Raw genomic sequence first — 22,215 nt, 5'->3', positions numbered from 1 at the left:
TACTAGGGATAAAATTTTGACACAGCGTCCCGAACCTCATTTAAATAACGGACATTGTCATTATGTTCCTTGGTGCCCAATGGAACTGAGGCAAAGGTAGCATTGGGATCAGAGAACCGATTGATCTCATATTGGTCGCACGCGTTATTCTCGCAATCAAAGCGCCCCATTATCGTGTGATACTTAGTACTACCGACAAAGAACTTGTGTGCGAATCTATAAGCAGGTCCACCTAGGTCAGGGTCGCCAGGCTTCCAAATATGCATTGCACCAAAAAGATGCCCCAGTTGATGCGTCAGAATTTCTGGATCATGGAGTGGGGTGATCACGGCAAACGCCGTCTCTTTTCTGGCTCCGATATAGCTCTTAAGAGCAGCCCAAGGATTCCCGGCGGCAATAATCACCAGGTCAGCTCTCCATGAATCCCTCTGCGCGGCTACTTTTTTCCCGGCATCCGTACCTGGCATCCGAATTTCCCTGAGTATTTTATCCGGGTCATAATCGAAATCAGAGTCCTTAAGATCCAAGGCGTAGTAGCCCGCGTTTTTGAATTCAACATCGACACCGCTTTCTCTAAAATCCAGAGAGGCCATATTTAACCAGGGAGAGATTTTATTTTCAAAACCCGGATCAAGTTCACGCGCGCCGGTCGTGCTCACGAACATGACTCGAATCGTGCTACGCGATTTTGGCTGCCGGCCACTCACTGCTTGCTCAAGGTCTGTCCCGCGTGCTTCGTATATCGGCTCACATTTCAAGTTATTTTCTATGCCAAGCTTGATTAGAACATGGCGACCGGCGCCAGCATTCTCCAGCCGATAATGTTGACCCGGAAGATGAATCTCCCCACTCAGGCGCTGCCCTTGGCGCACCAGCACCATTCTGCTGACAGGATCGGCTTCGATTTCACTGGGGAACGGGTAGCGCTGCTTTCGGTCAGACACGATATCTCCATACCAGTACGCCACATCACCACCTTCCTCATGGACATGCCGTCGCTGGAATTTGATGGTCTGGCCATTCGGCAGTGGTACCGACAGCCGACTGGTCTTCGCGTTGACCAAGGGCGGATTGATATCAATGAACCGTGCATCCTCTATAGCAACCGCATCATGCAGCACCTTCAGAAAATGTTCGTCTACATCGCTGGAGGCCTGGCTCGATAACTGCTGGAGGTTCATAGGCTGCTTGAGCTCGAAGAGCCTAGTCTCATCGTCTACTGATGAGACCATCGAATGGTCGGACGTTGTGCAAGCTGAAAGCAAGAGAAACACTATATAGAGAAAAAACGGCATAAAACTTCGACAATGCACCATTCGGCCCTCCTGAACAGAGTTTTACTCCACCCAACTAAAGCCTGTCACACTTAACGAGAAACAATCACTTCAACAACTAAACGGGCAGAGCCATCAAGCATATGCAACACGCCCACCACTCACCCTCACTCACCAAAACAACAAATCAACCCACGCCACGCAATATAAAATGCGAATAAAAATCAATCGCTGACCAAACTTACCGGCTTCTCAACTTCGTAACCTCATTGAATAATCCTGCATTCCAATAAGTCACCGCCACAGATTTAAGGAATTCTGGATAACCATTTACAAGCCTCATATCAGCAATGACCGGGGTCTTGTGTACATTATCATCTGGAAGTGTCCCTAGCACACACAACACGTCTACGCTTTTATCCGTCTGCAAGCAAACAAAATGGGTACCTCTCCAGAATTTGAAACTGATCGACCAGATTTTCGGGACTAATGGACCACCAGGTTTCTCTGGGGCGGCCAGTGCCTCTTGGCATATTGGTGCGGTTCCCCGGTCAGGCACTGGGATATTACAGAGAACTCCACCCGAACCGTACAGCGTCTTATGAAGAGTAACAATCATCTCATTCGCCGACGGGGACACGTCGCTAGTTTTTTCTGTGCTACATGCGGATATAAGAAAAAGCAATCCGCAACCTAGTAGTGCACTATAAACACCTTTTAACTCAGCCATTCATGCTTCCTCACGATTAGCAAACTAGAACAGCATCAGCAATACACGCTGCTTCATAGAACCTCATTCGCGGGCAACCAGCAACTGGCAAAATTGCTAGTGTCTTGTCTCGGAAATACGTTCTCTTTTGGCGAGTGGCTTGGGGGGGCGGCCAAGACGCCTCGACGAGTCATAGCAGGGCTATGGCGAGGAGTGGCAACGCCGGTCGGGCGCCCGAGACGCCGCCAAAAGTGAACAGATTATTTCCGAGACAGGACACTAGGGATTGAGGCAGCCAAATAAAAATCCCGGGAAGCTGTGGGCATCCGGGATCAAGAACGAGCAACATCCACAGTATGTGAGCGAGGGTGGCCACTCCCTCGATGCCGTGAATGGTTTCAGTGTGCGCCCTTCCCTTCGCGACTTAGCCGTGAACGACCTGTTCTTAGCCAAAGCGGCCATCACGACAATCTGCCCTTGCCGCCCTATCGTGCGCGCCACAGAATCGTTCGAAAACAACAGCAGCGAAGGACAACAGCCATGATGCATGCGGATCTGATCGACCAAGACGACCTGCTGGGCCAACTGCGCGCGCGGGGTTTCGACATTCCGGCCGGCGCCAGCGCCGAGCAGGCCTGCGAGGTGGTGGTGCGGGGGCTGACCGAGCCCAATGCGCGGGCGCTAAAGAGCATGGTCGAGCAGATGTACACCGGCAGCGCGACGATCCTGCCGGCGGTGCGCCAGGCCATCGACAAGCAGTTGTTGCCAGCGCTGGCGCAGTACAGCCAGCGCGGCTGAGCCACCGCAACGGGGGCCTGCGCCCCCTTGCAGGAGCGGCCTTGTGCCGCGCCTACAGGGATTGCGCATGCCGCGCCAACTGCGTTCAAAGCCTCACGCTGGCAAAGGTAGACTCGTTGCGCGCCTGGCTCAGCGCCGCCATCGGCCCGCTGTGCGGGGACAGGGCCATGGCCTGCGGAATCGGCATCATCGCCACTTGCTGCGTGGTGTTCGAGCCCGCGCGCTCGTCACGCGGTGGAATGCCGAAGTACTCGCGGTAGCACTTGGAGAAATGCGGCGTGGAGACAAAGCCGCACACCGACGCCACCTCGATGATCGACATCGGTGTCTGCTTGAGCAGTTGCCGGGCGCGGATCAGCCGCAGCTTGAGGTAGTAGCGCGACGGCGAGCAGTGCAGGTACTTCTGGAACAATCGCTCGAGCTGACGCCGCGATACCGACACGTACACCGCCAGTTCATCCAGGTCGATCGGCTCCTCGAGGTTGGCCTCCATCAGCGCGACGATCTCCTGCAGCTTCGGCTGGTTGGTGCCCAGCATGTGCTTGAGCGGCACGCGCTGGTGGTCCTGCTCGTTGCGGATGCGCTCGTAGACGAACATCTCGGAAATCGCCGCCGACAGCTCGCGGCCATGATCGCGGCTGATCAGGTGCAGCATCATGTCCAGCGGCGCGGTGCCGCCGGAGCTGGTGAAGCGGTTGCGATCGAGGGTGAACAGGCGGGTGCTCATGTTCACCCGTGGGTAGGCTTCCTGCATCGCCGCCAGGCATTCCCAATGCACGCTGCAGTCGAAACCGTCGAGCAGGCCGGCGCAAGCCAATGCCCAGCTGCCAGTGCACACCGCCCCCAGACGGCGCGACTGGCGGGCCTGGGCCTGCAACCAGGTGACATGCTCGCGGGTGACGGTGCGCTGGATGCCAACGCCGCCACAGACGATCACCGTATCGATCGGCGGGGCACTGTGCATGGCAGCGTCAGGGGTGATCTGCAGGCCATCGCTGGCCCATACCTGGCCGCCGTCGGCGGTCAACGTGTGCCAGCGGTACAGCTCGCGACCGGACAGCTGGTTGGCCATGCGCAGCGGCTCGACGGCCGAGGCCAGGGAAATGAGGGTGAAGTTGTCCAGCAGGAGAAAGCCGATGGACTGGGGTGCTGTGCGGTTCTGGGTTGGGTTCCCGGAGGTGTACGACGTCATCGCGATTTCTCCTCACACAATGCAGGGTGTGTCTCAGGCGGACACTGGTTTCTTGTTATCACCCCGTTTCGTATGCAGGGGCTTTGCCAATCTCGACGCAAACGGCGTGCCGGAAGTTGAACGACCATCCAAAAAAAAACAGAAACGACCCCATGTCATTGCCATGCGAGCGTTTTTCAGCAGCGCTCCCGGCCAACGCAAAGCGCCGCACCAGCGCCTCTGCGCTCCGGCACTGAGCAGTTCGGTAGCACTTGTGGGAAGGTTGCCCAAAAGCGACAGACTTGAGTGTCACCGACAACGTCCCTGCTGGTAACGACAGGCGATGCCCCCTGGCTGGCAGTCGCTGCGCCATAAAGTGACGCAACGGTCATGCCTGGGCCAAAACGGCGCATCCTGCCCCGCGATGGCGTCCGCGCCGGTAACCGCCATCACGGGGCAAGCCCACTCCCACCAGCCAGTCCCCGTGCATCAGCACTCGATCACGCTGACGGCCAGGCCGCCGCGCGAGGTTTCCTTGTACTTGTCATGCATGTCGGCGCCGGTGTCGCGCATGGTGCGGATCACCTGGTCGAGGGAGATGAAATGCTCGCCGTCGCCACGCAGGGCCATCTGCACCGCGTTGATCGCCTTCACCGCGGCGATGGCGTTGCGCTCGATGCACGGCACCTGGACCAGGCCGCCGACCGGGTCGCAGGTCAGCCCGAGATTGTGCTCCAGGGCGATCTCGGCCGCGTTCTCCAGTTGGGCCGGCGTAGCGCCGAGCACTTCGGCCAGCCCCGCAGCCGCCATGGCACAGGCCGAGCCGACTTCGCCCTGGCAGCCGACCTCGGCGCCAGAGATCGACGCGTTCTTCTTGCACAGGATGCCCACCGCAGCGGCGCCGAGGAAGAAGTCCACCACGTTGCTTTCATCCACCGCATCGGAGAAGCGCACATAGTAGTGCAGCACCGCCGGGATGATTCCCGCCGCGCCATTGGTGGGCGCGGTGACCATGCGCCCGCCGGCGGCGTTCTCCTCGTTGACCGCCAGGGCGAACAGGTTGACCCACTCCATGGCGCTCATGGTCGAGCCGATCACGTTGGGCTTGCCCAACTCCTGCAGGCTGCGGTGCAGGCGAGCCGCGCGACGGCGCACGTTGAGCCCGCCAGGCAGCGTGCCTTCATGCTTGAGACCGTTGTTCACACACTCCTGCATGGCCTGCCAGAGCTTGAGCAGGCCAGCGCGGATCTCAGCCTCGCTGCGCCAGACCTTTTCGTTTTCCATCATCAATTGCGACACGCTCAGGTCGTTTTGCCGACACAGGCGCAACAGCTCGGCAGCACTGCCGAAATCGTAGGGCAGCACGGTCTGGTCGGCATCCAGCACGCCGCTGGCAGCCTGGGCGGCATCGACGACGAAACCGCCACCCACCGAGTAGTAGGTGTCGCGGTGCAACTCGCCGCCCTCGCCTTCGGCGATCAGGGTCATGGCGTTGGGGTGGTACGGCAGGTTCTCGTCCAGCAGCCGCATGTCGCGGGCCCAGACGAATTCGATGGGCAGGTGGTTGTCGAGCTTGAGCACGTTGGTTTCGCGCAGATCGGCGATACGCGGGGTGATCTGGCTCGGATCGATCGCGTCAGGCCACTCCCCCATCAGCCCCATGATCGTGGCGTTGTCGGTGCCATGGCCGATACCAGTGGCCGACAACGAACCATACAGCCTGACCTCGATGCGCCGCACCTGCGCCAGTTCGCCGCGCTCGCGCAGCCCCTGGACGAACAACGCGCCGGCGCGCATGGGGCCTACGGTATGGGAACTGGAAGGCCCGACACCGATCTTGAACAGGTCGAACACGCTGATGGCCATTGTCGAATCACCTCTTGCTGGGCTTGTCTGTGCGCCTCAGGCGCAGGGCGGAGCAACTGCCAGGCTGAAGCAGCCGGGCCGCCTGATTGCCCGCATCATCGGGCTTTTATCCAGCCCCTCGCCGTCTGCAACCGACGTACTTTTGTCCAGCAGCGCCGCTGTCCAGCAGCCTCTTCACCCGCCGTTTTCCACAAGCCGGACGCCGTAAAAACCCAGGCGCGAGGCTGGAAAAACCCAGTTACGACATTGCCCATACTGGATGCGACCCGTCCTGTACTGGTTACGACCCCACCAGTAGGCGATTGCCCAACGCTGGAGGATTATCGAAAGCGACTCGTATTGCACGGCCTCGCATCCTGCCCTCTGCAGGCCTGGTCGACCGGCGCCCCAGAAGCGCCGGCGGCCCTCGCGAACCCGAAGATAAAATCACAGGAGTCCACCTATGAAAGCTTCACCCTCGCTGTTGCTGGTTGCATTGCTGTCCGCTCCGCTGCTGGCCGAGGCCGGCGAACCCGAACAGTGCCAAACCGTACGCTTCTCGGATGTCGGCTGGACCGACATCACCGTGACCACCGCAGTGACCAGCGTCGTGCTCGAGGCCCTGGGCTACAAGACCCACACCAACATGATCTCGGTCCCGGTCACCTACAAGTCGCTGGCCGGCGGCAAGGACCTCGACGTGTTCCTCGGCAACTGGATGCCGACCATGGAGAACGACATCAAGCAGTACCGCGACGCCGGTACCGTCGAGACCGTGCGCGCCAACCTGGAAAACGCCAAGTACACCCTGGCCGTGCCCCAGGCCCTCTATGACGAGGGGCTCAAGGACTTTGCCGACATCGTCAAGTTCAAGGACAAGCTCGGCGCCAAGATCTACGGCATCGAACCGGGCAACGACGGCAACCGCACCATCCAGAGCATGATCGACAAGGACGCCTTCGGCCTGAAGAGCGCCGGTTTCAAGCTGGTGCAGTCCAGCGAGGCCGGCATGCTGTCGCAGGTCGACCGGGCGCAGAAACGTGGCGAGGCGGTGGTGTTCCTGGGGTGGGAACCGCACCCGATGAACAAGCGCTTCAAGATCCAGTACCTGTCCGGCGGCGACGACTTCTTCGGCCCCGAGTTCGGCAAGGCGACGGTACTCACCAACACCCGCAAGGGCTACACGCAGGAGTGCGGCAACGTTGGCCAGTTGCTGAAGAACCTGTCGTTCACCCTGGACATGGAAAGCACGCTGATGGGCAACGTCCTGGACGACAAGATGAAACCCGAGGCGGCCGCCAAGGCATGGCTCAAGAGCAACCCGCAAGTGCTCGACACCTGGCTGGCCGGGGTGACGACCGTGGATGGCAAGCCGGGGCTGGAGGCGGTGAAGGCCAAGCTGACGCAATAACCACGAAATTCGCAGTAGCCGTAAGCACTACCGCGGGGCGGGACCGTGCCGCCCCGGACTGATTTCAATCTTTGCAGGTGGAAGCTCGCTATCATGCTTATCGATCAGAAAATACCGTTAGGGCAGTACATCGCCTCATTCGTCGAATGGTTGACCCAGAACGGCGCCAGCTACTTCGACGCCATCGCCCAGGGCCTGGAATTCATGATCCATGGCGTCACCAGTGCCCTGACCTGGTTCAACCCGTTCGTGCTCATCGCCCTGTTCGCCGCCCTGGCGCACCTGATCCAACGCAAGTGGGCGCTCACCGTGTTCGTCGCCCTGTCGTTCCTGCTCATCCTCAACCTGGGCTACTGGCAGGAAACCATGGAGACCCTGGCGCAGGTCACCTTCGCCACCGTGGTCTGCGTGGCCATCGGCGTGCCGCTGGGCATCGTCGCCGCGCACAAGCCGATGTTCTACACCGCCATGCGCCCGGTGCTCGACCTGATGCAGACCGTGCCGACCTTCGTCTACCTGATCCCGACCCTGACCCTGTTCGGCCTTGGCGTGGTACCGGGGCTGATCTCCACCGTGGTGTTCGCCATCGCCGCGCCGATCCGCCTCACCTACCTGGGCATCTGCGACGTGCCGCAGGAACTGCTCGACGCCGGCAAGGCCTTCGGCTGCTCGCGCCGCCAGTTACTGACCCGCATCGAACTGCCCCACGCCATGCCAAGCATTGCCGCTGGCGTGACCCAATGCATCATGCTGTCGCTGTCGATGGTGGTGATCGCCGCGCTGGTAGGTGCCGACGGCCTGGGCAAGCCGGTGGTCAACGCACTGAACACCGCCGATATCTCGCTGGGCTTCGAAGCAGGCCTGGCCATCGTCCTGCTGGCGATCATGCTCGACCGTATCTGCAAGCAACCGGAGCTGCCGGCAAGGGGTGAGGCATGAGCATCATTCGTTTCGAAGACGTCGACGTCATCTTCTCCAGCAAGCCGCGCGAAGCGCTGGCGCTGCTCGACCAGGGCAAGACCCGCGAACAGATCCTCAAGCAGACCGGCCTGGTGGTCGGGGTCGAGAAGGCCAACCTGGATATCAACAAGGGCGAGATCTGCGTGCTGATGGGCCTGTCCGGCTCGGGCAAGTCGAGCCTGCTGCGTTGCATCAACGGTCTGAACACGGTGAGCCGCGGCAAGCTGTTCGTCGAGCATGAAGGCAAGCACATCGACATCGCCCACTGCACCCCGGCGGAGCTGAAGATGATGCGCACCAAGCGCATCGCCATGGTGTTCCAGAAATTCGCCCTGATGCCTTGGCTGACCGTGCGCGAGAACATCAGCTTCGGCCTGGAGATGCAGGGCCGTCCGGAGAAGGAGCGGCGTACCCTGGTCGACGAGAAACTCGAACTGGTGGGCCTGGCGCAATGGCGCAACAAGAAGCCGGACGAGCTGTCCGGCGGCATGCAGCAGCGCGTGGGCCTGGCCCGGGCGCTGGCGATGGATGCCGACATCCTGTTGATGGACGAACCGTTCTCGGCCCTCGATCCGTTGATTCGCCAGGGCCTGCAGGACGAACTGCTGGCGTTGCAGAACAAGCTGAGCAAGACCATCGTGTTCGTCAGCCACGACCTGGACGAGGCACTCAAGCTGGGTAGCCGCATCGCGATCATGAAAGACGGCCGGATCATCCAGTACAGCAAGCCGGAAGAGATCGTGCTCAACCCGGCCGACGAGTATGTGCGCACCTTCGTCGCCCACACCAACCCGCTCAATGTGCTGTGCGGCCGCAGCCTGATGCGCAGCCTGGACAAGTGCAAGCGGGTCAACGGCTCGGTGTGCATCGATCCGGGCATCGACTCCTGGCTGGACCTTGGCGAAGGCGGTTCGATCAAGCGCGCGCGCCAAGGCCAGAATGGCCTCGACCTGCAGAACTGGACGCCCGGGCAAGATGTCGAGTTGCTCGACCGCCGACCGACCCTGGTCAACGCCAACATCGGCATGCGCGAAGCGCTGCAGATTCGTTATCACACCGGCAACAAGCTGGTCCTGCAGGATAACGACAAGGTGGTGGGGATCCTGGGGGATACCGAGCTGTACCACGCGCTGCTCGGCAAGAACCACGGATGAGGAAAACGCAGCTCGGATGACGACGTGGGAGCGGGTTTACCCCGCGATGCGCTGTTGAATGTAGCAGCGCATCGCGGGCCAAGCCCGCTCCCACGTGATGGCATCGTCGGCAAGATCAGCGTACGACGATCCCGCGTGAAGCCATGTAGGCCTTGGCTTGCGGCACCGTGTACTCGCCAAAGTGGAAGATGCTCGCCGCCAGCACCGCGCTGGCATGCCCTTCCAGGATGCCATCGGCCAGGTGCTGCAGGTTGCCCACACCACCCGAGGCGATCACCGGGATCCCCAGCGTGTCGCTGATGGCGCGGGTCACGCCCAGGTCGAAGCCATTCTTCATGCCATCCTGATCCATGCTGGTCAGCAGGATCTCGCCGGCACCCAGGCCTTCCATCTTCTTCGCCCACTCAACGGCATCCAGCCCGGTGGGCTTGCGCCCGCCATGGGTGAAGATCTCCCAGCGCGGCGCTTCGCCAGGCCCGGAAACCTTCTTCGCGTCAATGGCGACGACGATGCACTGCGAACCGAAACGGTCCGCCGCCTCGCCGACGAACTCGGGGTTGAACACCGCGGCAGTGTTGATAGACACCTTGTCGGCGCCGGCGTTGAGCAGGTTGCGAATGTCCTGCACGGTCCGCACGCCCCCGCCCACGGTCAGCGGGATGAACACCTGGCTGGCCATGCGCTCGACGGTATGCAGCGTGGTATCTCGGCCATCGACGCTGGCGGTGATGTCGAGGAAGGTGATCTCGTCGGCGCCCTGTTCGTTGTAGCGCCGGGCGATCTCCACCGGGTCGCCGGCATCGCGGATATTCTCGAACTTGACGCCCTTGACCACCCGGCCGTTGTCCACGTCCAGGCAAGGGATGATGCGCTTGGCCAGTGCCATGGTCGCTCCTCAGCCTTGGTAGTTGTCGCAGAAGGCCTGGGCCTCGGCGACGTCGAGGGTGCCTTCGTAGATGGCACGGCCGGTAATGGCACCGATGATGCCCGGGGCCTTGGCGTCCAGCAGGGCCTTGATATCGCCCAGGTTGTGGATACCGCCCGAGGCGATCACCGGAATCGAGGTGGCTTCGGCCAGCGCCTTGGTGAACGGCACGTTGCAGCCCTGCATCATGCCGTCCTTGGCGATATCGGTGTAGACGATCGCCGAGACGCCATCGGCCTCGAAGCGCTTGGCCAGGTCGATGACCTGCACCGAGCTGACCTCGGCCCAACCGTCGGTGGCGACGAAGCCGTCCTTGGCGTCCAGGCCGACGATGACCTTGCCCGGGAACGCCTTGCACGCCTCGGCGACGAACTCCGGCTGCTTGACCGCCTTGGTGCCGATGATCACGTAGCTGACGCCAGCCTTGACGTAGTGCTCGATGGTTTCCAGCGAGCGGATGCCGCCGCCGATCTGGATCGGCAGGTTCGGGTAGCGCTTGGCGATGGCGGTGACCACCTCGCCGTTGACCGGCTGGCCTTCGAAGGCGCCGTTGAGGTCGACCAGGTGCAGGCGGCGGCAGCCACCCTCGACCCATTTGGCAGCCATGCTCACCGGGTCATCGGAAAAGACCGTGGAGTCGTCCATGCGGCCCTGGCGCAGGCGCACGCAGGCACCGTCCTTCAGATCGATAGCGGGGATAATCAGCATCTTGGGAACCTGTCTGTTCTTGGGGTTTCAGGGCTTCTCGAGTGCCCACAGATCGCTCTCGATGCTCTCGAACCGCTCCTTGAGGTGCAGCTGAACATCGGCAATCGCCCTGTTGTAGTAGTGAGGTGCAATTTCTTTGCTGAACAGCTCGAGGACCTCGGCCACCTCGAACGACCCGAGCTCCAGCTCGAAGCGGTCTTCAAGGAAGCGCTTCAAGGTGTCGAGCGCCTCGCGCTCCTGCTCGGGGGCCAGGGTGATGGCCGGGGCCTTGGTCTTCGATCGGCTCATTTACCAGCGCCCGTCCCAGGCGACGAAGTTCTGCAGCAGTTGCAGGCCATGGGTATGGCTCTTCTCCGGGTGGAACTGCACGGCAAAGCGCGAACCTTCGGCCAGCGCGGCCGCGAAGTCGACGCCGTAGTGGCCGCGACCGACCACCTGGCCCGGCTTGCCGGCCTCGATGAAGTAACTGTGCACGAAGTAGAAGCGTGCACGGTCGGGAATGTCGTGCCACAGCGGGTGGTCGATGGTCTGGCTGACTTCGTTCCAACCCATGTGCGGCACCTTCAGGTGCTCGCCGTCTTCCTTCAGGTCTTTGCCGAAGAAGCGCACCTGGCCAGGGAACAGGCCAATGCAGTCAACACCGTCGTTTTCTTCGCTATGCTCGAGCAGCGCTTGCATGCCGACGCAGATGCCGAGGAACGGGCGGTCCTGGCTGACTTCACGCACCAGGCTGTCGAAGCCCAGACGGCGGATTTCGGCCATGCAGTCGCGGATCGCGCCCACGCCCGGGAACACCACGCGGTCAGCCTCGCGAATCACCGCGGCATCGCTGGTCACCAGCACCTTGCCGGCGCCTACGTGCTCCAGGGCCTTGGCCACCGAGTGCAGGTTGCCCATGCCATAGTCGATCACGGCTACCGTCTGCATTTACAGGCATCCCTTGGTGGAAGGCATCTGCCCGGCCATGCGCTCGTCCTGCTCGACGGCCATGCGCAGCGCGCGGCCGAAGGCCTTGAACACGGTCTCGATCTGGTGGTGGGTGTTGTGGCCACGCAGGTTGTCGATGTGCAAGGTCACCAGGGCGTGGTTGACGAAGCCCTGGAAGAACTCCTGGAACAGGTCGACATCGAAGCCACCGACGCTGGCGCGGGTATACGGCACATGCATCTGCAGGCCCGGACGACCGGAAAAGTCGATGACCACGCGCGACAGGGCTTCATCCAGCGGCACGTAGGCATGGCCGTAGCGGCGGATGCCCTTCTTGTCGCCGATGGCCTGGGCGAATGCCTGGCCCAGGGTGATGCCGACGTCCTCGACGGTATGGTGATCGTCGATATGCAGGTCACCCTTGCACTCGATGTCCAGATCGATCAACCCATGTCGGGCGATCTGGTCCAGCATGTGTTCAAGGAAAGGCACGCCGATATCGAATCGGGCCTTGCCACTGCCATCGAGGTTGATCGAGGCCTTGACCTGGGTCTCCAGGGTATTGCGCTCGACGGAAGCCTTACGTTCGACCATCACCAGCTCCGCAAAATCATTGGGCGAAAAGGGCTTCATTATAGGCCCAGAACGCGCCGGCTTGAAACGCGCATGACATATGGCAGAGCTAGTAATTACGGGGGGACGGAGGGTTCTACAGGTCTATACAAGAACAGACCGGGACGGCTTTGCAGGCCGAGGCCGCTCTTGCAGGGGCCGCGCAATCGTTGGGTATATGCGCGCCCTGCAAGAGCGATCTTGTGTCGCGAAAGGGGCGCAAGGCGCCCCAGCGCTCTCGATCAGTGGAACAGTACCGCCGTCTTCTGCAAGGTCACCCACACCCCCCAGGCCAGCGGTATCACCACCACCGCCCAGGCCAGCAGCACCAGCGGCAGGCTCCCCGGCGCCGCGTGCCACTCCAGCGAGCGTGCCGAATCCGCGCCCTTGTCATGGCTCAGGGCCCGCTCGGCCGCCAGCTCGGCGTCGGTCATGAAGTGCTTGTCCGCCACCGGTCGTACCAGCAGGTTGCAGATGAAGCCCAGCACCAGCAGCCCGGCGAGGATGTACAGGGTCATGTCGTAGGCCGCGGCCCGCTCGACACCCGCCGCCAGTTGCGCCTCGCGCAGGTAGGTGATCAGTACCGGACCGAGCACGCCGGCAGCCGCCCAGGCGGTCAGCAGGCGACCGTGAATGGCACCGACCATCTGCGTGCCGAACAGGTCGGCCAGATATGCCGGCACGGTCGAGAACCCACCGCCGTACATCGACAGGATGATGCAGAACGCGGTCACGAACAGCGCCACATTGCCCAGATGGCCCATGTTCGGGACCAGGCTGTAGAGGCCCACGCCCAGGGCGAAGAAGGCAAAGTAGGTGTTCTTGCGCCCGATATAGTCGGAGAACGACGCCCAGAAGAAGCGCCCGCCGATGTTGAACAGGCTCAGCAGGCCAGTGAAGCCCGCGGCGATGGCGGCGATCTGCGCCAACTGCGCGGCATCCAGTTCACCGAAGGCCAGCGTGTTGCCCAGCAGCTTGCCGGCGAACACTTCCTGCAGCAGCGGCGAGGCCATGCCGAGGATGCCGATACCGGCCGACACGTTCAGGCACAGTACCAGCCAGATCAGGGCGAACTGCGGGGTCTTCCAGGCCACGCTGACATGCACGTGACGGTCGGTGACCATGGCCTTGCCCTGTTTTGCCGACGGCGTCCAGCCTTCAGGCTTCCAACCGGTTGGCGGTACACGATAGGCCAGCGCGCCCGCGGTCATGAACACGAAGTAGATCGCTGCCATGACGACGAAGCTTTGCCACACCCCCACTTCACTGGCACTGGCGAAGTGACCCATGAGCGCCGTGGCCAGCGGAGCACCCACCATGGCGCCGCCACCGAAGCCCATGATCGCCATGCCGGTGGCCATGCCGCGCTTGTCCGGGAACCACTTGATCAGAGTCGACACCGGCGAGATGTAACCCAGGCCCAGGCCGATCCCCCCGATCACCCCCGAGCCAAGCCACATCAGCCACAGCTGATGGGTCTTCACGCCAACCGCCGAGATCAGCAGGCCGCCGCACCAGCACAGCGCCGAGACCAGGCCGGCCTTGCGGGGGCCGGCATGCTCCAGCCAGCCGCCGAGCACCGCGGCCGAGCAGCCGAGGAAGACGAAGAACAGGGTGTAGATCCAGCTGAGCATGGAGATCGGCCAGTCGCATTCGGCGCTGAACAGGCGGGCGACGAAGCCCATGTCGGCGGCGCAGGCAACCGGAGCGCTGACACCCAGGGCCTGGGACAACGGCAACCAGAACACCGAGAAACCATAGGCCATGCCTATGCACAGGTGGATCGCCAGGGCCGCTGGCGGCACCAGCCAGCGATTGAAGCCCGGGCGGGCGATGATGCGCTCCTTCGACAGGAAGCCAGGCGTGTTCGCCAGCGCCCCTGCCGTGATACTGCTGTTCATGGATTGTTCCTTCTTGTAGGTGGGCTGTGCACGCGGACGGCTCTATGGATGGCTGCACGCAAGGCAGGCCGTTTCGACGCCCGTGACAATCGGTCACGGGGAGGCGCGGGCGGCGCAAGGTTACCAGTAGCCAGCGTCATGGAAGCAATCTGATACCGTGTTTTTCACGGGAACTGAACCGGTTGCATAAGCGCTGGCATCACCGCGGGGCAAGACCCTGGGCTGCGTGTGAGCAGGAACGCCCCGCGACGAGGCCCACCCTGGCAATGAATGAACTGTCGGCACACACACTGTCGAAACGTCGGATACGCAGCGCACACCCCCGCGGCGCTATACTCTGCCGCCTGAATTTTCAAAAACGGACTACAAGGACTCGCCCATGAAAGCGTTCGGCAAAATCCTGGGGCTGGGACTTCTCGGGTTGTTGCTGATCGTCGTGGCGCTGGGCTTCGCCCTGACCCACCTCTTCGATCCCAACGACTACAAAGACGAAATCCGCCAGCTGGCCCGCGACAAGGCCCATGTGGAACTGACCCTAAACGGCGACATCGGCTGGAGCCTGTTCCCCTGGCTGGGCCTTGAGCTGCACGAGGCGAGCATCGCCACGCTGAACAACCCCAAGGTGCCGTTCGCCGATCTGCAGATGCTCGGCCTGTCGGTACGCGTACTGCCCTTGCTGCGCCGCGAAGTGCAAATGAGCGACGTGCGCGTCGAGGGCCTGAACCTCACCCTCACCCGCGACGCCGATGGCCATGGCAACTGGGAAGACATCGGCAAGCCGCTGCCCGACCCTGCCGTCGCTGGCGCACCGGCCACCGTGCCTGGCGAGGCGCCCGCCGCCACCGCGCCCAAAGCGGACAGCAGCGAGCGTTCGGTCAAGCTCGACATCGACAGCCTGACCGTGAACAACGCCCGGATCCTGTACACCGATGAGAAGAACGGCCAGAGCTACGGTGCCGAGAGCATCCAGCTGAGCACCGGTCCGGTGCACGAGGGCGTGAACATCCCGCTCAAGGCCAGCGCCTTCCTCAGCGCCAGCCAGCCGAACATCAAGGCCCGCACCGAACTGACCGGCGAGTTGCGCTTCGACCGCAAGCTCAAGCGCTACAACCTCGAGGACATGCGCCTGTCCGGGGAAACCTCGGGTGAGCCGCTGGCCGGCAAGAGCCTGACCTTTTCCGCCCAGGGCCAAGTGCTGCTCGACCTGGCCGCCAACGTCGCCTCGTGGAGTGGCCTGAAGGTCTCGGCCAACCAGTTGCGCGCCCTCGGCGAGCTGAACGTGCGCGACCTGGACAAGGCGCCGCAGGTCAGCGGCGGGCTGTCCATCGCCCAGCTCGACCTGCGCACCTTCCTCGACGGCATCGGCCACCCGCTGCCAGCGACCGCCGATCCCGCCGCGTTCAAGCAGCTGGAGCTGGTCACTCGCCTGCAAGGCAACCAGAACAGTCTGGCCCTCGAGGACCTGGCGCTGAAACTCGACGACAGCAGCTTCAGCGGTCGTGTTGCCATCGACGACTTCGCCAAGCAGGCCCTGCGCGTACGCCTCAAGGGCGACAAGTTCGACGCCGACCGCTACCTGCCGGCCAAGAGCGAGCAAGCCAAGGGCAGCGCCGCCGCGCGCCAGGCCGAAGTGAAGCAGCAGGAATCCGTCGCCGGTGCCGGCACCACGCCGCTGCCGAGCGCACCGACCCAGGAGGCCTGGAGCAGCGACAAGCTGCTGCCGGTGGACCGCCTGCGCGCCCTCGACCTGCAGGCCGACCTGTCCTTCGGCGCCCTGGTGCTGGACAAACTGCCGATCAACGACGCCCAGCTCACCGCCACCGGCCAAGGCGGCCTGATCACCCTGCAGACCCTGCGCGGCGGCCTGTACAACGGTACCTTCGAGGCCAAGGGCAGCGTCGACGTGCGCCCCGCCGTGCCACAGATCGGCGTGAACACCCGGATCAACCGCGTGCCCGTGGAACACTTCATCAAGCGCGAAAGCCCGGACCAGGCGCCACCGGTCAAAGGCCTGCTGACCCTGAACAGCGACCTCACCGCCACCGGCAACAGCCAGAAGGCGCTGGTCGACACGCTCAACGGTACTGCCAGCTTCACCATCAACGATGGCGTGCTGGTCAACGCCAACCTCGAACAGCAGCTGTGCCAGGCCATTGCCACCCTCAACCGCAAGCAACTCAGCGGCGAGCCTCGCGGCAAGGACACACCCTTCCAGGAACTGCGCGGCAGCCTGGTGATCCGCAACGGCGTGGCCAGCAACCCTGACCTGAAGGCGCGCATCCCAGGCCTGACCGTCAACGGCCATGGCGACCTCGACCTGCGCGTGCTGGGCATGGACTACAACATCGGCGTGATCGTCGACGGCGACCAGCGCGCCATGCCCGACCCAGCCTGCCAGGTCAACGAGCGCTATGTCGGCGTCGAAGTGCCGCTGCGCTGCCGCGGCCCCCTGGAACTGGGCGCCAAGGCCTGCCGCCTGGACCAGGACGGCCTGGGCAAGGTTGCCGCCAAGCTGGCCGGCAACCGCCTGAAGGACAAGATCGACCAGAAACTCGATGAAAAACTCGGAGACAAGGTGAGCCCAGAACTCAAAGACGCGCTCAAGGGGCTGTTCAAGCGATGACCCCCCAGCAGTTCTCCAGCGCCGTGCTGGATTGGTACGACCAGCACGGCCGGCATGACCTGCCCTGGCAACAGCGCATCACCCCCTACCGGGTGTGGGTCTCCGAAATCATGCTGCAGCAGACCCAGGTCAGCACCGTGCTCAACTACTTCGACCGCTTCATGCAGGCCCTGCCCACCGTGCAGGCCCTGGCCGAGGCACCGGAGGACGAGGTCCTGCACCTGTGGACGGGCCTGGGCTACTACACCCGCGCCCGCAACCTGCAGAAGGCCGCGAAGATCGTCGTCGCGCAGCATGGCGGCGAATTCCCGCGCAGTGTCGAACAGCTCACCGAGCTGCCCGGCATCGGCCGCTCCACCGCCGGCGCCATCGCCAGCATCAGCATGGGCATTCGCGCGCCGATCCTCGACGGCAACGTCAAGCGCGTGCTGGCCCGCTTCACCGCCCAGGCCGGCTACCCAGGCGAGCCGAAGGTGGCCAACCAGCTGTGGGCCAGCGCCGAGCGTTTCACGCCGATGACCCGGGTCAACCACTTCACCCAGGCGATGATGGACATGGGCGCGACGCTGTGCACCCGCAGCAAGCCCAGTTGCCTGATCTGCCCGTTGCAGCGCGGCTGCGAGGCGCACCTGCACGGCGAAGAGACCCGCTACCCCGAGCCCAAGCCACGCAAGGCCCTACCCCAGCGCAAGACCCTGATGCCGCTGCTGACCAACCACGAAGGTGCGATCCTGCTCTACCGCCGACCGTCCTCCGGGCTGTGGGGCGGGCTGTGGAGCCTGCCGGAGCTGGACAGCCTCGAGCAGCTCGAAGACCTCGCCTACCAGCACGGTCTGCGTCTGGCCGGCAGCCAGGCCCTGACGGGCCTGACCCACACCTTCAGCCATTTCCAGCTGGCGATCGAGCCCTGGCTGGTGCGTGTCGAACCCGTCGGCGCGCACGTGGCCGAGGCCGACTGGCTCTGGTATAACCTCGCCACCCCGCCGCGCCTGGGCCTCGCCGCCCCGGTCAAGAAGCTGCTGCAACGCGCGGCCGACGAACTGATTGCAGGAGAGACCCGATGACCCGCACCGTGAAGTGCCGCAAGTACAACGAAGAACTGCCTGGCCTGGACCGTCCACCCTACCCGGGCGCCAAGGGCCAGGACATCTTCGAGCACATCTCGCAGAAGGCCTGGAAGGAGTGGCAGGACCACCAGACCATGCTGATCAACGAGAAGCGCCTGAACATGATGAATGCCGAGGATCGCAAGTTCATCCAGGCCGAGATGGACAAGTTCTTCGCCGGCGAGGACTACGCCCAGGCCGAAGGCTACGTTCCGCCCTCGAATTGACCCCGGAAACCGTAAGCGACGGATTTATTTTAAAAATTTTTCAAAAAATCGTTGACGGAAGATCTGAAAACCTTTTTAATTCGCCCCGTCGCCCAGATAGCTCAGTCGGTAGAGCAGAGGATTGAAAATCCTCGTGTCGGCGGTTCGACTCCGTCTCTGGGCACCACCTTCAGCTTCTGGTGGTTGCAAAGTTACCCGAAGCGACACAAGAAACCCGCCCAGTGCGGGTTTTTTGTTGCCTGCGATTTTTCCCGCACGATCCTTCTCCCCGGTTGATCGATATCAAAAAGCCACCCGCCCTGCGCTCATAGGATGGAAGGTGGACACTCGAACGATCCCGCAAGGACCTCCATGAGCGAAGAATCCGCCACCCTCCTCCTGCCGTCGCCCAGCGACAGCGCCAGCCACCCCAAGCCCGCTCCTCGCACGCGCCGCCCACGCCAGCGCAAGCCCGCTGCCAGCACTGCCGTGCCAGAGACCATCACCCAGGTCAGCCAGCAACCTGCCGCCCTGGAAGTGGCCAACGCGCGCAAAGGCAGCAGCGAGGACAGCACCTCGGCACGCCTGCCGGCCAACTACCCGTACCGCACGCGCATGCGCCGCCAGGACTACGAGAAGGCCAAGCACGACCTGCAGATCGAGTTGCTGAAAGTGCAGAGCTGGGTGAAAGAGACCGGCCAGCGCATCGTGGTGCTGTTCGAGGGCCGCGACGCTGCGGGCAAGGGCGGCACCATCAAACGCTTCATGGAACACCTGAACCCACGCGGCGCGCGCATCGTCGCCCTGGAGAAGCCCTCCGAGCAAGAGAAGGGCCAGTGGTATTTCCAGCGCTACATCCAGCACCTGCCCACCGCTGGTGAAATGGTGTTCTTCGATCGCTCCTGGTACAACCGCGCCGGGGTCGAGAAGGTCATGGACTTCTGCACCCCGCTGCAATACCTGGAGTTCATGCGCCAGGCGCCGGACCTCGAGCGCATGCTGTGCAACAGCGGCATCCTGCTGTTCAAGTTCTGGTTCTCGGTGAACCGCGAGGAGCAGCTGCGCCGCTTCATCTCGCGCCGCGACGACCCGCTCAAGCACTGGAAACTGTCGCCCATCGACATCAAGTCGCTGGACAAGTGGGAAGACTACACCGCGGCCAAGGAGGCCATGTTCTTCCACACCGACACCGCCGATGCGCCATGGACGGTGATCAAGTCCGACGACAAGAAGCGCGCACGGATCAACTGCATCCGTCACTTCCTGCATTCGCTGGATTATCCGGGCAAGGACCCTAGCGTGGCGCACGCGCCGGATGCGCTGCTGGTCGGCCGGGCATCGCGGGGGTTCGAGGAGGACGAGCCGGCGGCGCCGCTCAACTGAAACCCTGGGGGCTGCCGCGCAGCCCTTGGGTTTCCCCGGCAACTACGCTTCAATACGCGCCTTTACCGATACCCCAAGGACCAGCCCCTCATGGCCACCAACAGCAAACAACAGAAACGCGCCAAGCGCGCCGCCGCCAAGGCCAAGCAAAACCGCATGGTGCGCAGCGGCCAGGCAGTCAAGGCCAGCGCCGGCGACAGCGCCAGCGTCGAGCAGGTGTTCAACAAGGCGATGGACTCGGGCAGCTACAACAGCCTGTTCGACAAGATGAAGCAAGCCCAGGAAGACGGCCTGGTGCCGATGATCTCGGTGTTCCTGGTCGACCCACTGCTGGCCCTGGTCCTCAAGGGTCACAAGGAAGAGCACTCCACCGACTACATCGTCATGGTGTTCACCGCCTACCGCAAATGGCTCGACGGCGCCGACGAGGACACGACCATGGCCTGGCTGGAGAGCGACGAGTTCCAGGACGCCTACATCACCGCTTCGGAAGTCGTGGCCAAGCAGCAGCAACAGCAGAAGCAGTTCGGCTGAAACAGGATTGCACAGGATCCGGGCTTGCCCCGCGCTAGCGATCGCCGGGCAAGCCCGCTCCCACAACCCGTGCACAGCCCAGCAAAAAGGCCGCGCCCCTCACAGGACGCGGCCTTGTTCATTTCACCAGTGGATCAGCTATCCAGCGCCACGCGCGCCGCGACACCGCGCCGGCGATGCACCAGCAGGCCGGCCGCCACCACACCAATGCTGAGGATGGCCGTGGCGATGATCTCGGCGCGGTGATCCTCGCGCAAGGCCATAACCACCAGCACGGCGATGATGAACGCGATGGTCGCCCAGGTCAGGCCCGGGAACATCCACATCTTGAACGAGATCTTCTCGCCACTGGCCTCACGCTGGCTGCGCATGCGCAGCTGCGACACGGCGATCACCAGGTACACCAGCAAGGCGATGGCACCGGAGCTGGCCAGCAGGAACTCGAACACCTCGGCCGGGGCCAGGAAGTTGGCGAACACGCACAGGAACGCCGCCGCGGTAGACAGCAGCACCGCCCAGTGCGGCGTGCCGGCCTTGGTGGTGCGCTGGGCGACAGCCGGAGCATCGCCGCGCTTGCTCAGCGAGAACAGCATGCGCGAGGAGGTGTACAGCGCCGAGTTCAGGCAGCTGGTCACGGCGATCAGCACGACGATATCGACGATCAGCTTGGCGTTCGGTACGCCGATCATGCTGAGGACGGTCTGGTAGGAGCCTTTTTCCGCCAGGGTCGGGTCGTTCCACGGCACCATGGCCACGACCAGGAAGATCGACACCAGGTAGAACAGGCAGATCCGCCAGATCACCGAGTTGGTCGCACGACTGATCTGCTTGCCCGGGTCCTTCGATTCAGCAGCGGCGATGGTGACGATCTCGGTGCCCATGAACGAGAACATGGTGGTCAGCATGGCTGCCAGCACGGCGCCCAGGCCATTGGGCATGAAACCCTGGGTATCGAACAGGTGGCTGATGCCGCTGACCTGGCTGTTCGGCACCATGCCGAACATGGCGGCGCAGCCGACGACGATGAAGCCGATGATCGCCAGCACCTTGAGCAGGGCGAACCAGAACTCGAACTCACCGTAGTTCTTCACGCTGAACAGGTTGGTGATGGTCAGCGCCAGGGTGATGATCAGCGAGAACGCCCACAGGTCAACGGACGGGAACCAGGCATGCAGGATGGCCGCGGCGGCGTTGGCTTCCAGCGGGATCACCAGGACCCAGAACCACCAGTACAGCCAGCCGATGGTGAAGCCGGCCCAGCGCCCGATGGCACGGTCGGCATAGGTGGAGAACGAACCGGTGTCCGGCGAGGCGACCGCCATTTCGCCAAGCATGCGCATCACCAGCACCACCAGGGTGCCAGCGGCGGCATAGGCCAGCAGCACGGCGGGGCCGGCGGCAGCGATGGCGTGGCCGGAGCCGACGAACAGGCCGGCGCCGATCACGCCTGCGATGGACAGCATGGTCACATGCCGTTGCTTGAGCCCCTGAGCGAGGTCATTGGAATTGTGCTTACCGCTCATAAAACTACCTTTGTAAGGAGTGGACCACCCGAATGAAGGGAAACGAAGCGAACCCGGGGTTGGTTTAGGCGTCGCTGCATTCGGTCATTTCCTGCTGGCAATAAGCGCGCCACTCTTCCATGACGTTCGTCCGCTGGCTTTGCCGACCGCAATCTACGCGGCCTTGCGGCCTTTGTGCCACGACTTGACCGAAAGGCCGCCAAATTGCCGTACCAATGGCAGATTACTGAAATACCCACTTACAAACGCAACAAAGGTGCCCCTCGGTAACACCCGTGCACGACTTCAGTGCAGCCAAAAGCGCAACCTTCCGGCGCAACCTGACCCCGCACAGCCCCCGGCAAAGCGCCATCCGGCCAAAAACGGCTTCCCAGGGCGGGCCAAAACTGGCACCATCGCGCCTTTTTTCATCAAGGCTCCGGTGCTGGGCAAAACGCCATTGCGG

At 62.7% G+C, this 22,215-nt stretch carries 19 protein-coding genes and 1 tRNA gene; 10 read left to right on the top strand and 10 right to left on the bottom strand.

Features of this window, described 5'->3' with window-relative positions; translation table 11 throughout:
* Positions 1-2: 2 nt before the first annotated feature.
* Entirely contained in the window at positions 3-1,181 is a 1,179-nt protein-coding gene (locus F3J43_RS09975) for a hypothetical protein (protein WP_166885304.1), read from the bottom strand.
* 1,342 nt (positions 1,182-2,523) lie between these two features.
* Between F3J43_RS09975 and F3J43_RS09970 the strand changes: the two genes are divergently transcribed.
* Positions 2,524-2,781, top strand: a complete 258-nt coding sequence (locus tag F3J43_RS09970) for a hypothetical protein (protein ID WP_166885302.1) — start codon at positions 2,524-2,526, stop codon at positions 2,779-2,781.
* A gap of 85 nt (positions 2,782-2,866) precedes the next feature.
* Here F3J43_RS09970 and gbdR read toward each other — a convergent pair whose 3' ends face one another.
* Both gbdR and F3J43_RS09960 read right to left on the bottom strand, forming a co-directional pair.
* The gene (gene gbdR / locus F3J43_RS09965; RefSeq protein WP_166885300.1) at positions 2,867-3,973 is read right to left on the bottom strand and encodes a choline metabolism transcriptional regulator GbdR; all 1,107 of its coding nucleotides are present in this window, start codon (positions 3,971-3,973) and stop codon (positions 2,867-2,869) included.
* A 468-nt stretch (positions 3,974-4,441) separates the two neighbouring features.
* A complete protein-coding gene (locus F3J43_RS09960) occupies positions 4,442-5,818 on the bottom strand; it encodes an L-serine ammonia-lyase (RefSeq protein ID WP_166885293.1) in 1,377 nt (458 codons plus the stop codon).
* 442 nt (positions 5,819-6,260) lie between these two features.
* Here F3J43_RS09960 and F3J43_RS09955 point away from each other — a divergent pair, with 442 nt between their 5' ends.
* The 3 genes from F3J43_RS09955 (at position 6,261) to choV (ending at position 9,322) form a co-directional block, all read left to right on the top strand.
* A complete protein-coding gene (locus F3J43_RS09955) occupies positions 6,261-7,208 on the top strand; it encodes a choline ABC transporter substrate-binding protein (protein ID WP_166885292.1) in 948 nt (315 codons plus the stop codon).
* Between the two features lie 93 nt (positions 7,209-7,301).
* Complete coding sequence (gene choW / locus F3J43_RS09950) at positions 7,302-8,147, top strand: choline ABC transporter permease subunit (protein WP_166885290.1); 846 nt, start codon at positions 7,302-7,304, stop codon at positions 8,145-8,147.
* Positions 8,144-9,322 carry a choline ABC transporter ATP-binding protein gene (gene choV, locus F3J43_RS09945; RefSeq protein ID WP_166885288.1) on the top strand — a complete coding sequence of 393 codons (1,179 nt, stop codon included), beginning with the start codon at positions 8,144-8,146 and terminating at the stop codon, positions 9,320-9,322. The genes choW and choV overlap by 4 nt, the downstream gene beginning before the upstream one ends.
* A 115-nt stretch (positions 9,323-9,437) precedes the next feature.
* Here choV and hisF read toward each other — a convergent pair whose 3' ends face one another.
* From hisF to F3J43_RS09915, 6 genes are all read right to left on the bottom strand, one after another.
* On the bottom strand, positions 9,438-10,208 hold the full coding sequence (hisF, locus tag F3J43_RS09940) for an imidazole glycerol phosphate synthase subunit HisF (RefSeq protein ID WP_166885286.1): 771 nt from the start codon (positions 10,206-10,208) through the stop codon (positions 9,438-9,440).
* A gap of 9 nt (positions 10,209-10,217) precedes the next feature.
* Positions 10,218-10,955 carry a 1-(5-phosphoribosyl)-5-[(5-phosphoribosylamino)methylideneamino]imidazole-4-carboxamide isomerase gene (gene hisA / locus F3J43_RS09935; RefSeq protein ID WP_084856396.1) on the bottom strand — a complete coding sequence of 246 codons (738 nt, stop codon included), beginning with the start codon at positions 10,953-10,955 and terminating at the stop codon, positions 10,218-10,220.
* Positions 10,956-10,982: 27 nt separating this feature from the next.
* Positions 10,983-11,243, bottom strand: a complete 261-nt coding sequence (locus F3J43_RS09930) for a DUF2164 domain-containing protein (RefSeq protein ID WP_166885283.1) — start codon at positions 11,241-11,243, stop codon at positions 10,983-10,985.
* Positions 11,244-11,882 (bottom strand): imidazole glycerol phosphate synthase subunit HisH, encoded by a 639-nt coding sequence (gene hisH, locus F3J43_RS09925; protein WP_166885281.1) that lies wholly within the window; start codon positions 11,880-11,882, stop codon positions 11,244-11,246.
* Positions 11,883-12,476, bottom strand: coding sequence for an imidazoleglycerol-phosphate dehydratase HisB (gene hisB, locus F3J43_RS09920; protein WP_166885280.1), 594 nt, complete (start codon positions 12,474-12,476; stop codon positions 11,883-11,885). It lies immediately after the preceding gene.
* 260 nt (positions 12,477-12,736) lie between these two features.
* Complete coding sequence (locus F3J43_RS09915; RefSeq protein WP_166885278.1) at positions 12,737-14,395, bottom strand: OFA family MFS transporter; 1,659 nt, start codon at positions 14,393-14,395, stop codon at positions 12,737-12,739.
* Between the two features lie 379 nt (positions 14,396-14,774).
* On the opposite strand from F3J43_RS09915, the gene F3J43_RS09910 reads away from it, so the two are divergent.
* The 6 genes from F3J43_RS09910 to F3J43_RS09885 all read left to right on the top strand — a co-directional run bounded on the left by F3J43_RS09910 (position 14,775) and on the right by F3J43_RS09885 (position 20,247).
* Positions 14,775-17,018, top strand: coding sequence for an AsmA family protein (locus F3J43_RS09910; protein ID WP_166885276.1), 2,244 nt, complete (start codon positions 14,775-14,777; stop codon positions 17,016-17,018).
* Positions 17,015-18,082 (top strand): A/G-specific adenine glycosylase, encoded by a 1,068-nt coding sequence (mutY, locus tag F3J43_RS09905; RefSeq protein WP_166885274.1) that lies wholly within the window; start codon positions 17,015-17,017, stop codon positions 18,080-18,082. The genes F3J43_RS09910 and mutY overlap by 4 nt, the downstream gene beginning before the upstream one ends.
* A complete protein-coding gene (locus F3J43_RS09900) occupies positions 18,079-18,351 on the top strand; it encodes an oxidative damage protection protein (protein ID WP_011536185.1) in 273 nt (90 codons plus the stop codon). The genes mutY and F3J43_RS09900 overlap by 4 nt, the downstream gene beginning before the upstream one ends.
* 90 nt (positions 18,352-18,441) lie before the next feature.
* Positions 18,442-18,517: transfer RNA gene (locus F3J43_RS09895), tRNA-Phe, on the top strand.
* A 185-nt stretch (positions 18,518-18,702) separates the two neighbouring features.
* Positions 18,703-19,713, top strand: a complete 1,011-nt coding sequence (gene ppk2 / locus F3J43_RS09890) for a polyphosphate kinase 2 (protein ID WP_166885272.1) — start codon at positions 18,703-18,705, stop codon at positions 19,711-19,713.
* Between the two features lie 90 nt (positions 19,714-19,803).
* On the top strand, positions 19,804-20,247 hold the full coding sequence (locus F3J43_RS09885; RefSeq protein ID WP_166885270.1) for a hypothetical protein: 444 nt from the start codon (positions 19,804-19,806) through the stop codon (positions 20,245-20,247).
* A 134-nt stretch (positions 20,248-20,381) separates the two neighbouring features.
* Here F3J43_RS09885 and gabP read toward each other — a convergent pair whose 3' ends face one another.
* Positions 20,382-21,770: a GABA permease gene (gene gabP / locus F3J43_RS09880; protein WP_166885268.1), complete on the bottom strand. Its 1,389-nt coding sequence runs from the start codon at positions 21,768-21,770 to the stop codon at positions 20,382-20,384.
* Between the last annotated feature and the right edge of the window lie 445 nt (positions 21,771-22,215).

Source organism: Pantoea sp. Cy-639, from assembly GCF_011752525.1.
Taxonomy (GTDB): domain Bacteria; phylum Pseudomonadota; class Gammaproteobacteria; order Pseudomonadales; family Pseudomonadaceae; genus Aquipseudomonas.
The sequence above is the reverse complement of the archived record's forward strand: the minus strand, read 5'-3'. Positions and strand labels throughout refer to the sequence as shown.

Excerpts from the sequence above, each read along its gene's own strand:
- F3J43_RS09960 (WP_166885293.1), bottom strand. The coding sequence starts at position 5,818 with ATGGCCATCAGCGTGTTCGACCTGTTCAAGATCGGTGTCGGGCCTTCC.
- F3J43_RS09975 (WP_166885304.1), bottom strand. The coding sequence starts at position 1,181 with ATGAACCTCCAGCAGTTATCGAGCCAGGCCTCCAGCGATGTAGACGAA.
- hisA (WP_084856396.1), bottom strand. The coding sequence starts at position 10,955 with ATGCTGATTATCCCCGCTATCGATCTGAAGGACGGTGCCTGCGTGCGC.
- gabP (WP_166885268.1), bottom strand. The coding sequence starts at position 21,770 with ATGAGCGGTAAGCACAATTCCAATGACCTCGCTCAGGGGCTCAAGCAA.
- mutY (WP_166885274.1), top strand. The coding sequence starts at position 17,015 with ATGACCCCCCAGCAGTTCTCCAGCGCCGTGCTGGATTGGTACGACCAG.
- gbdR (WP_166885300.1), bottom strand. The coding sequence starts at position 3,973 with ATGACGTCGTACACCTCCGGGAACCCAACCCAGAACCGCACAGCACCC.
- F3J43_RS09885 (WP_166885270.1), top strand. The coding sequence starts at position 19,804 with ATGGCCACCAACAGCAAACAACAGAAACGCGCCAAGCGCGCCGCCGCC.
- F3J43_RS09910 (WP_166885276.1), top strand. The coding sequence starts at position 14,775 with ATGAAAGCGTTCGGCAAAATCCTGGGGCTGGGACTTCTCGGGTTGTTG.
- F3J43_RS09930 (WP_166885283.1), bottom strand. The coding sequence starts at position 11,243 with ATGAGCCGATCGAAGACCAAGGCCCCGGCCATCACCCTGGCCCCCGAG.
- F3J43_RS09970 (WP_166885302.1), top strand. The coding sequence starts at position 2,524 with ATGATGCATGCGGATCTGATCGACCAAGACGACCTGCTGGGCCAACTG.
- choV (WP_166885288.1), top strand. The coding sequence starts at position 8,144 with ATGAGCATCATTCGTTTCGAAGACGTCGACGTCATCTTCTCCAGCAAG.
- hisH (WP_166885281.1), bottom strand. The coding sequence starts at position 11,882 with ATGCAGACGGTAGCCGTGATCGACTATGGCATGGGCAACCTGCACTCG.
- hisB (WP_166885280.1), bottom strand. The coding sequence starts at position 12,476 with ATGGTCGAACGTAAGGCTTCCGTCGAGCGCAATACCCTGGAGACCCAG.
- ppk2 (WP_166885272.1), top strand. The coding sequence starts at position 18,703 with ATGAGCGAAGAATCCGCCACCCTCCTCCTGCCGTCGCCCAGCGACAGC.
- F3J43_RS09915 (WP_166885278.1), bottom strand. The coding sequence starts at position 14,395 with ATGAACAGCAGTATCACGGCAGGGGCGCTGGCGAACACGCCTGGCTTC.
- hisF (WP_166885286.1), bottom strand. The coding sequence starts at position 10,208 with ATGGCACTGGCCAAGCGCATCATCCCTTGCCTGGACGTGGACAACGGC.
- F3J43_RS09955 (WP_166885292.1), top strand. The coding sequence starts at position 6,261 with ATGAAAGCTTCACCCTCGCTGTTGCTGGTTGCATTGCTGTCCGCTCCG.
- F3J43_RS09900 (WP_011536185.1), top strand. The coding sequence starts at position 18,079 with ATGACCCGCACCGTGAAGTGCCGCAAGTACAACGAAGAACTGCCTGGC.
- choW (WP_166885290.1), top strand. The coding sequence starts at position 7,302 with ATGCTTATCGATCAGAAAATACCGTTAGGGCAGTACATCGCCTCATTC.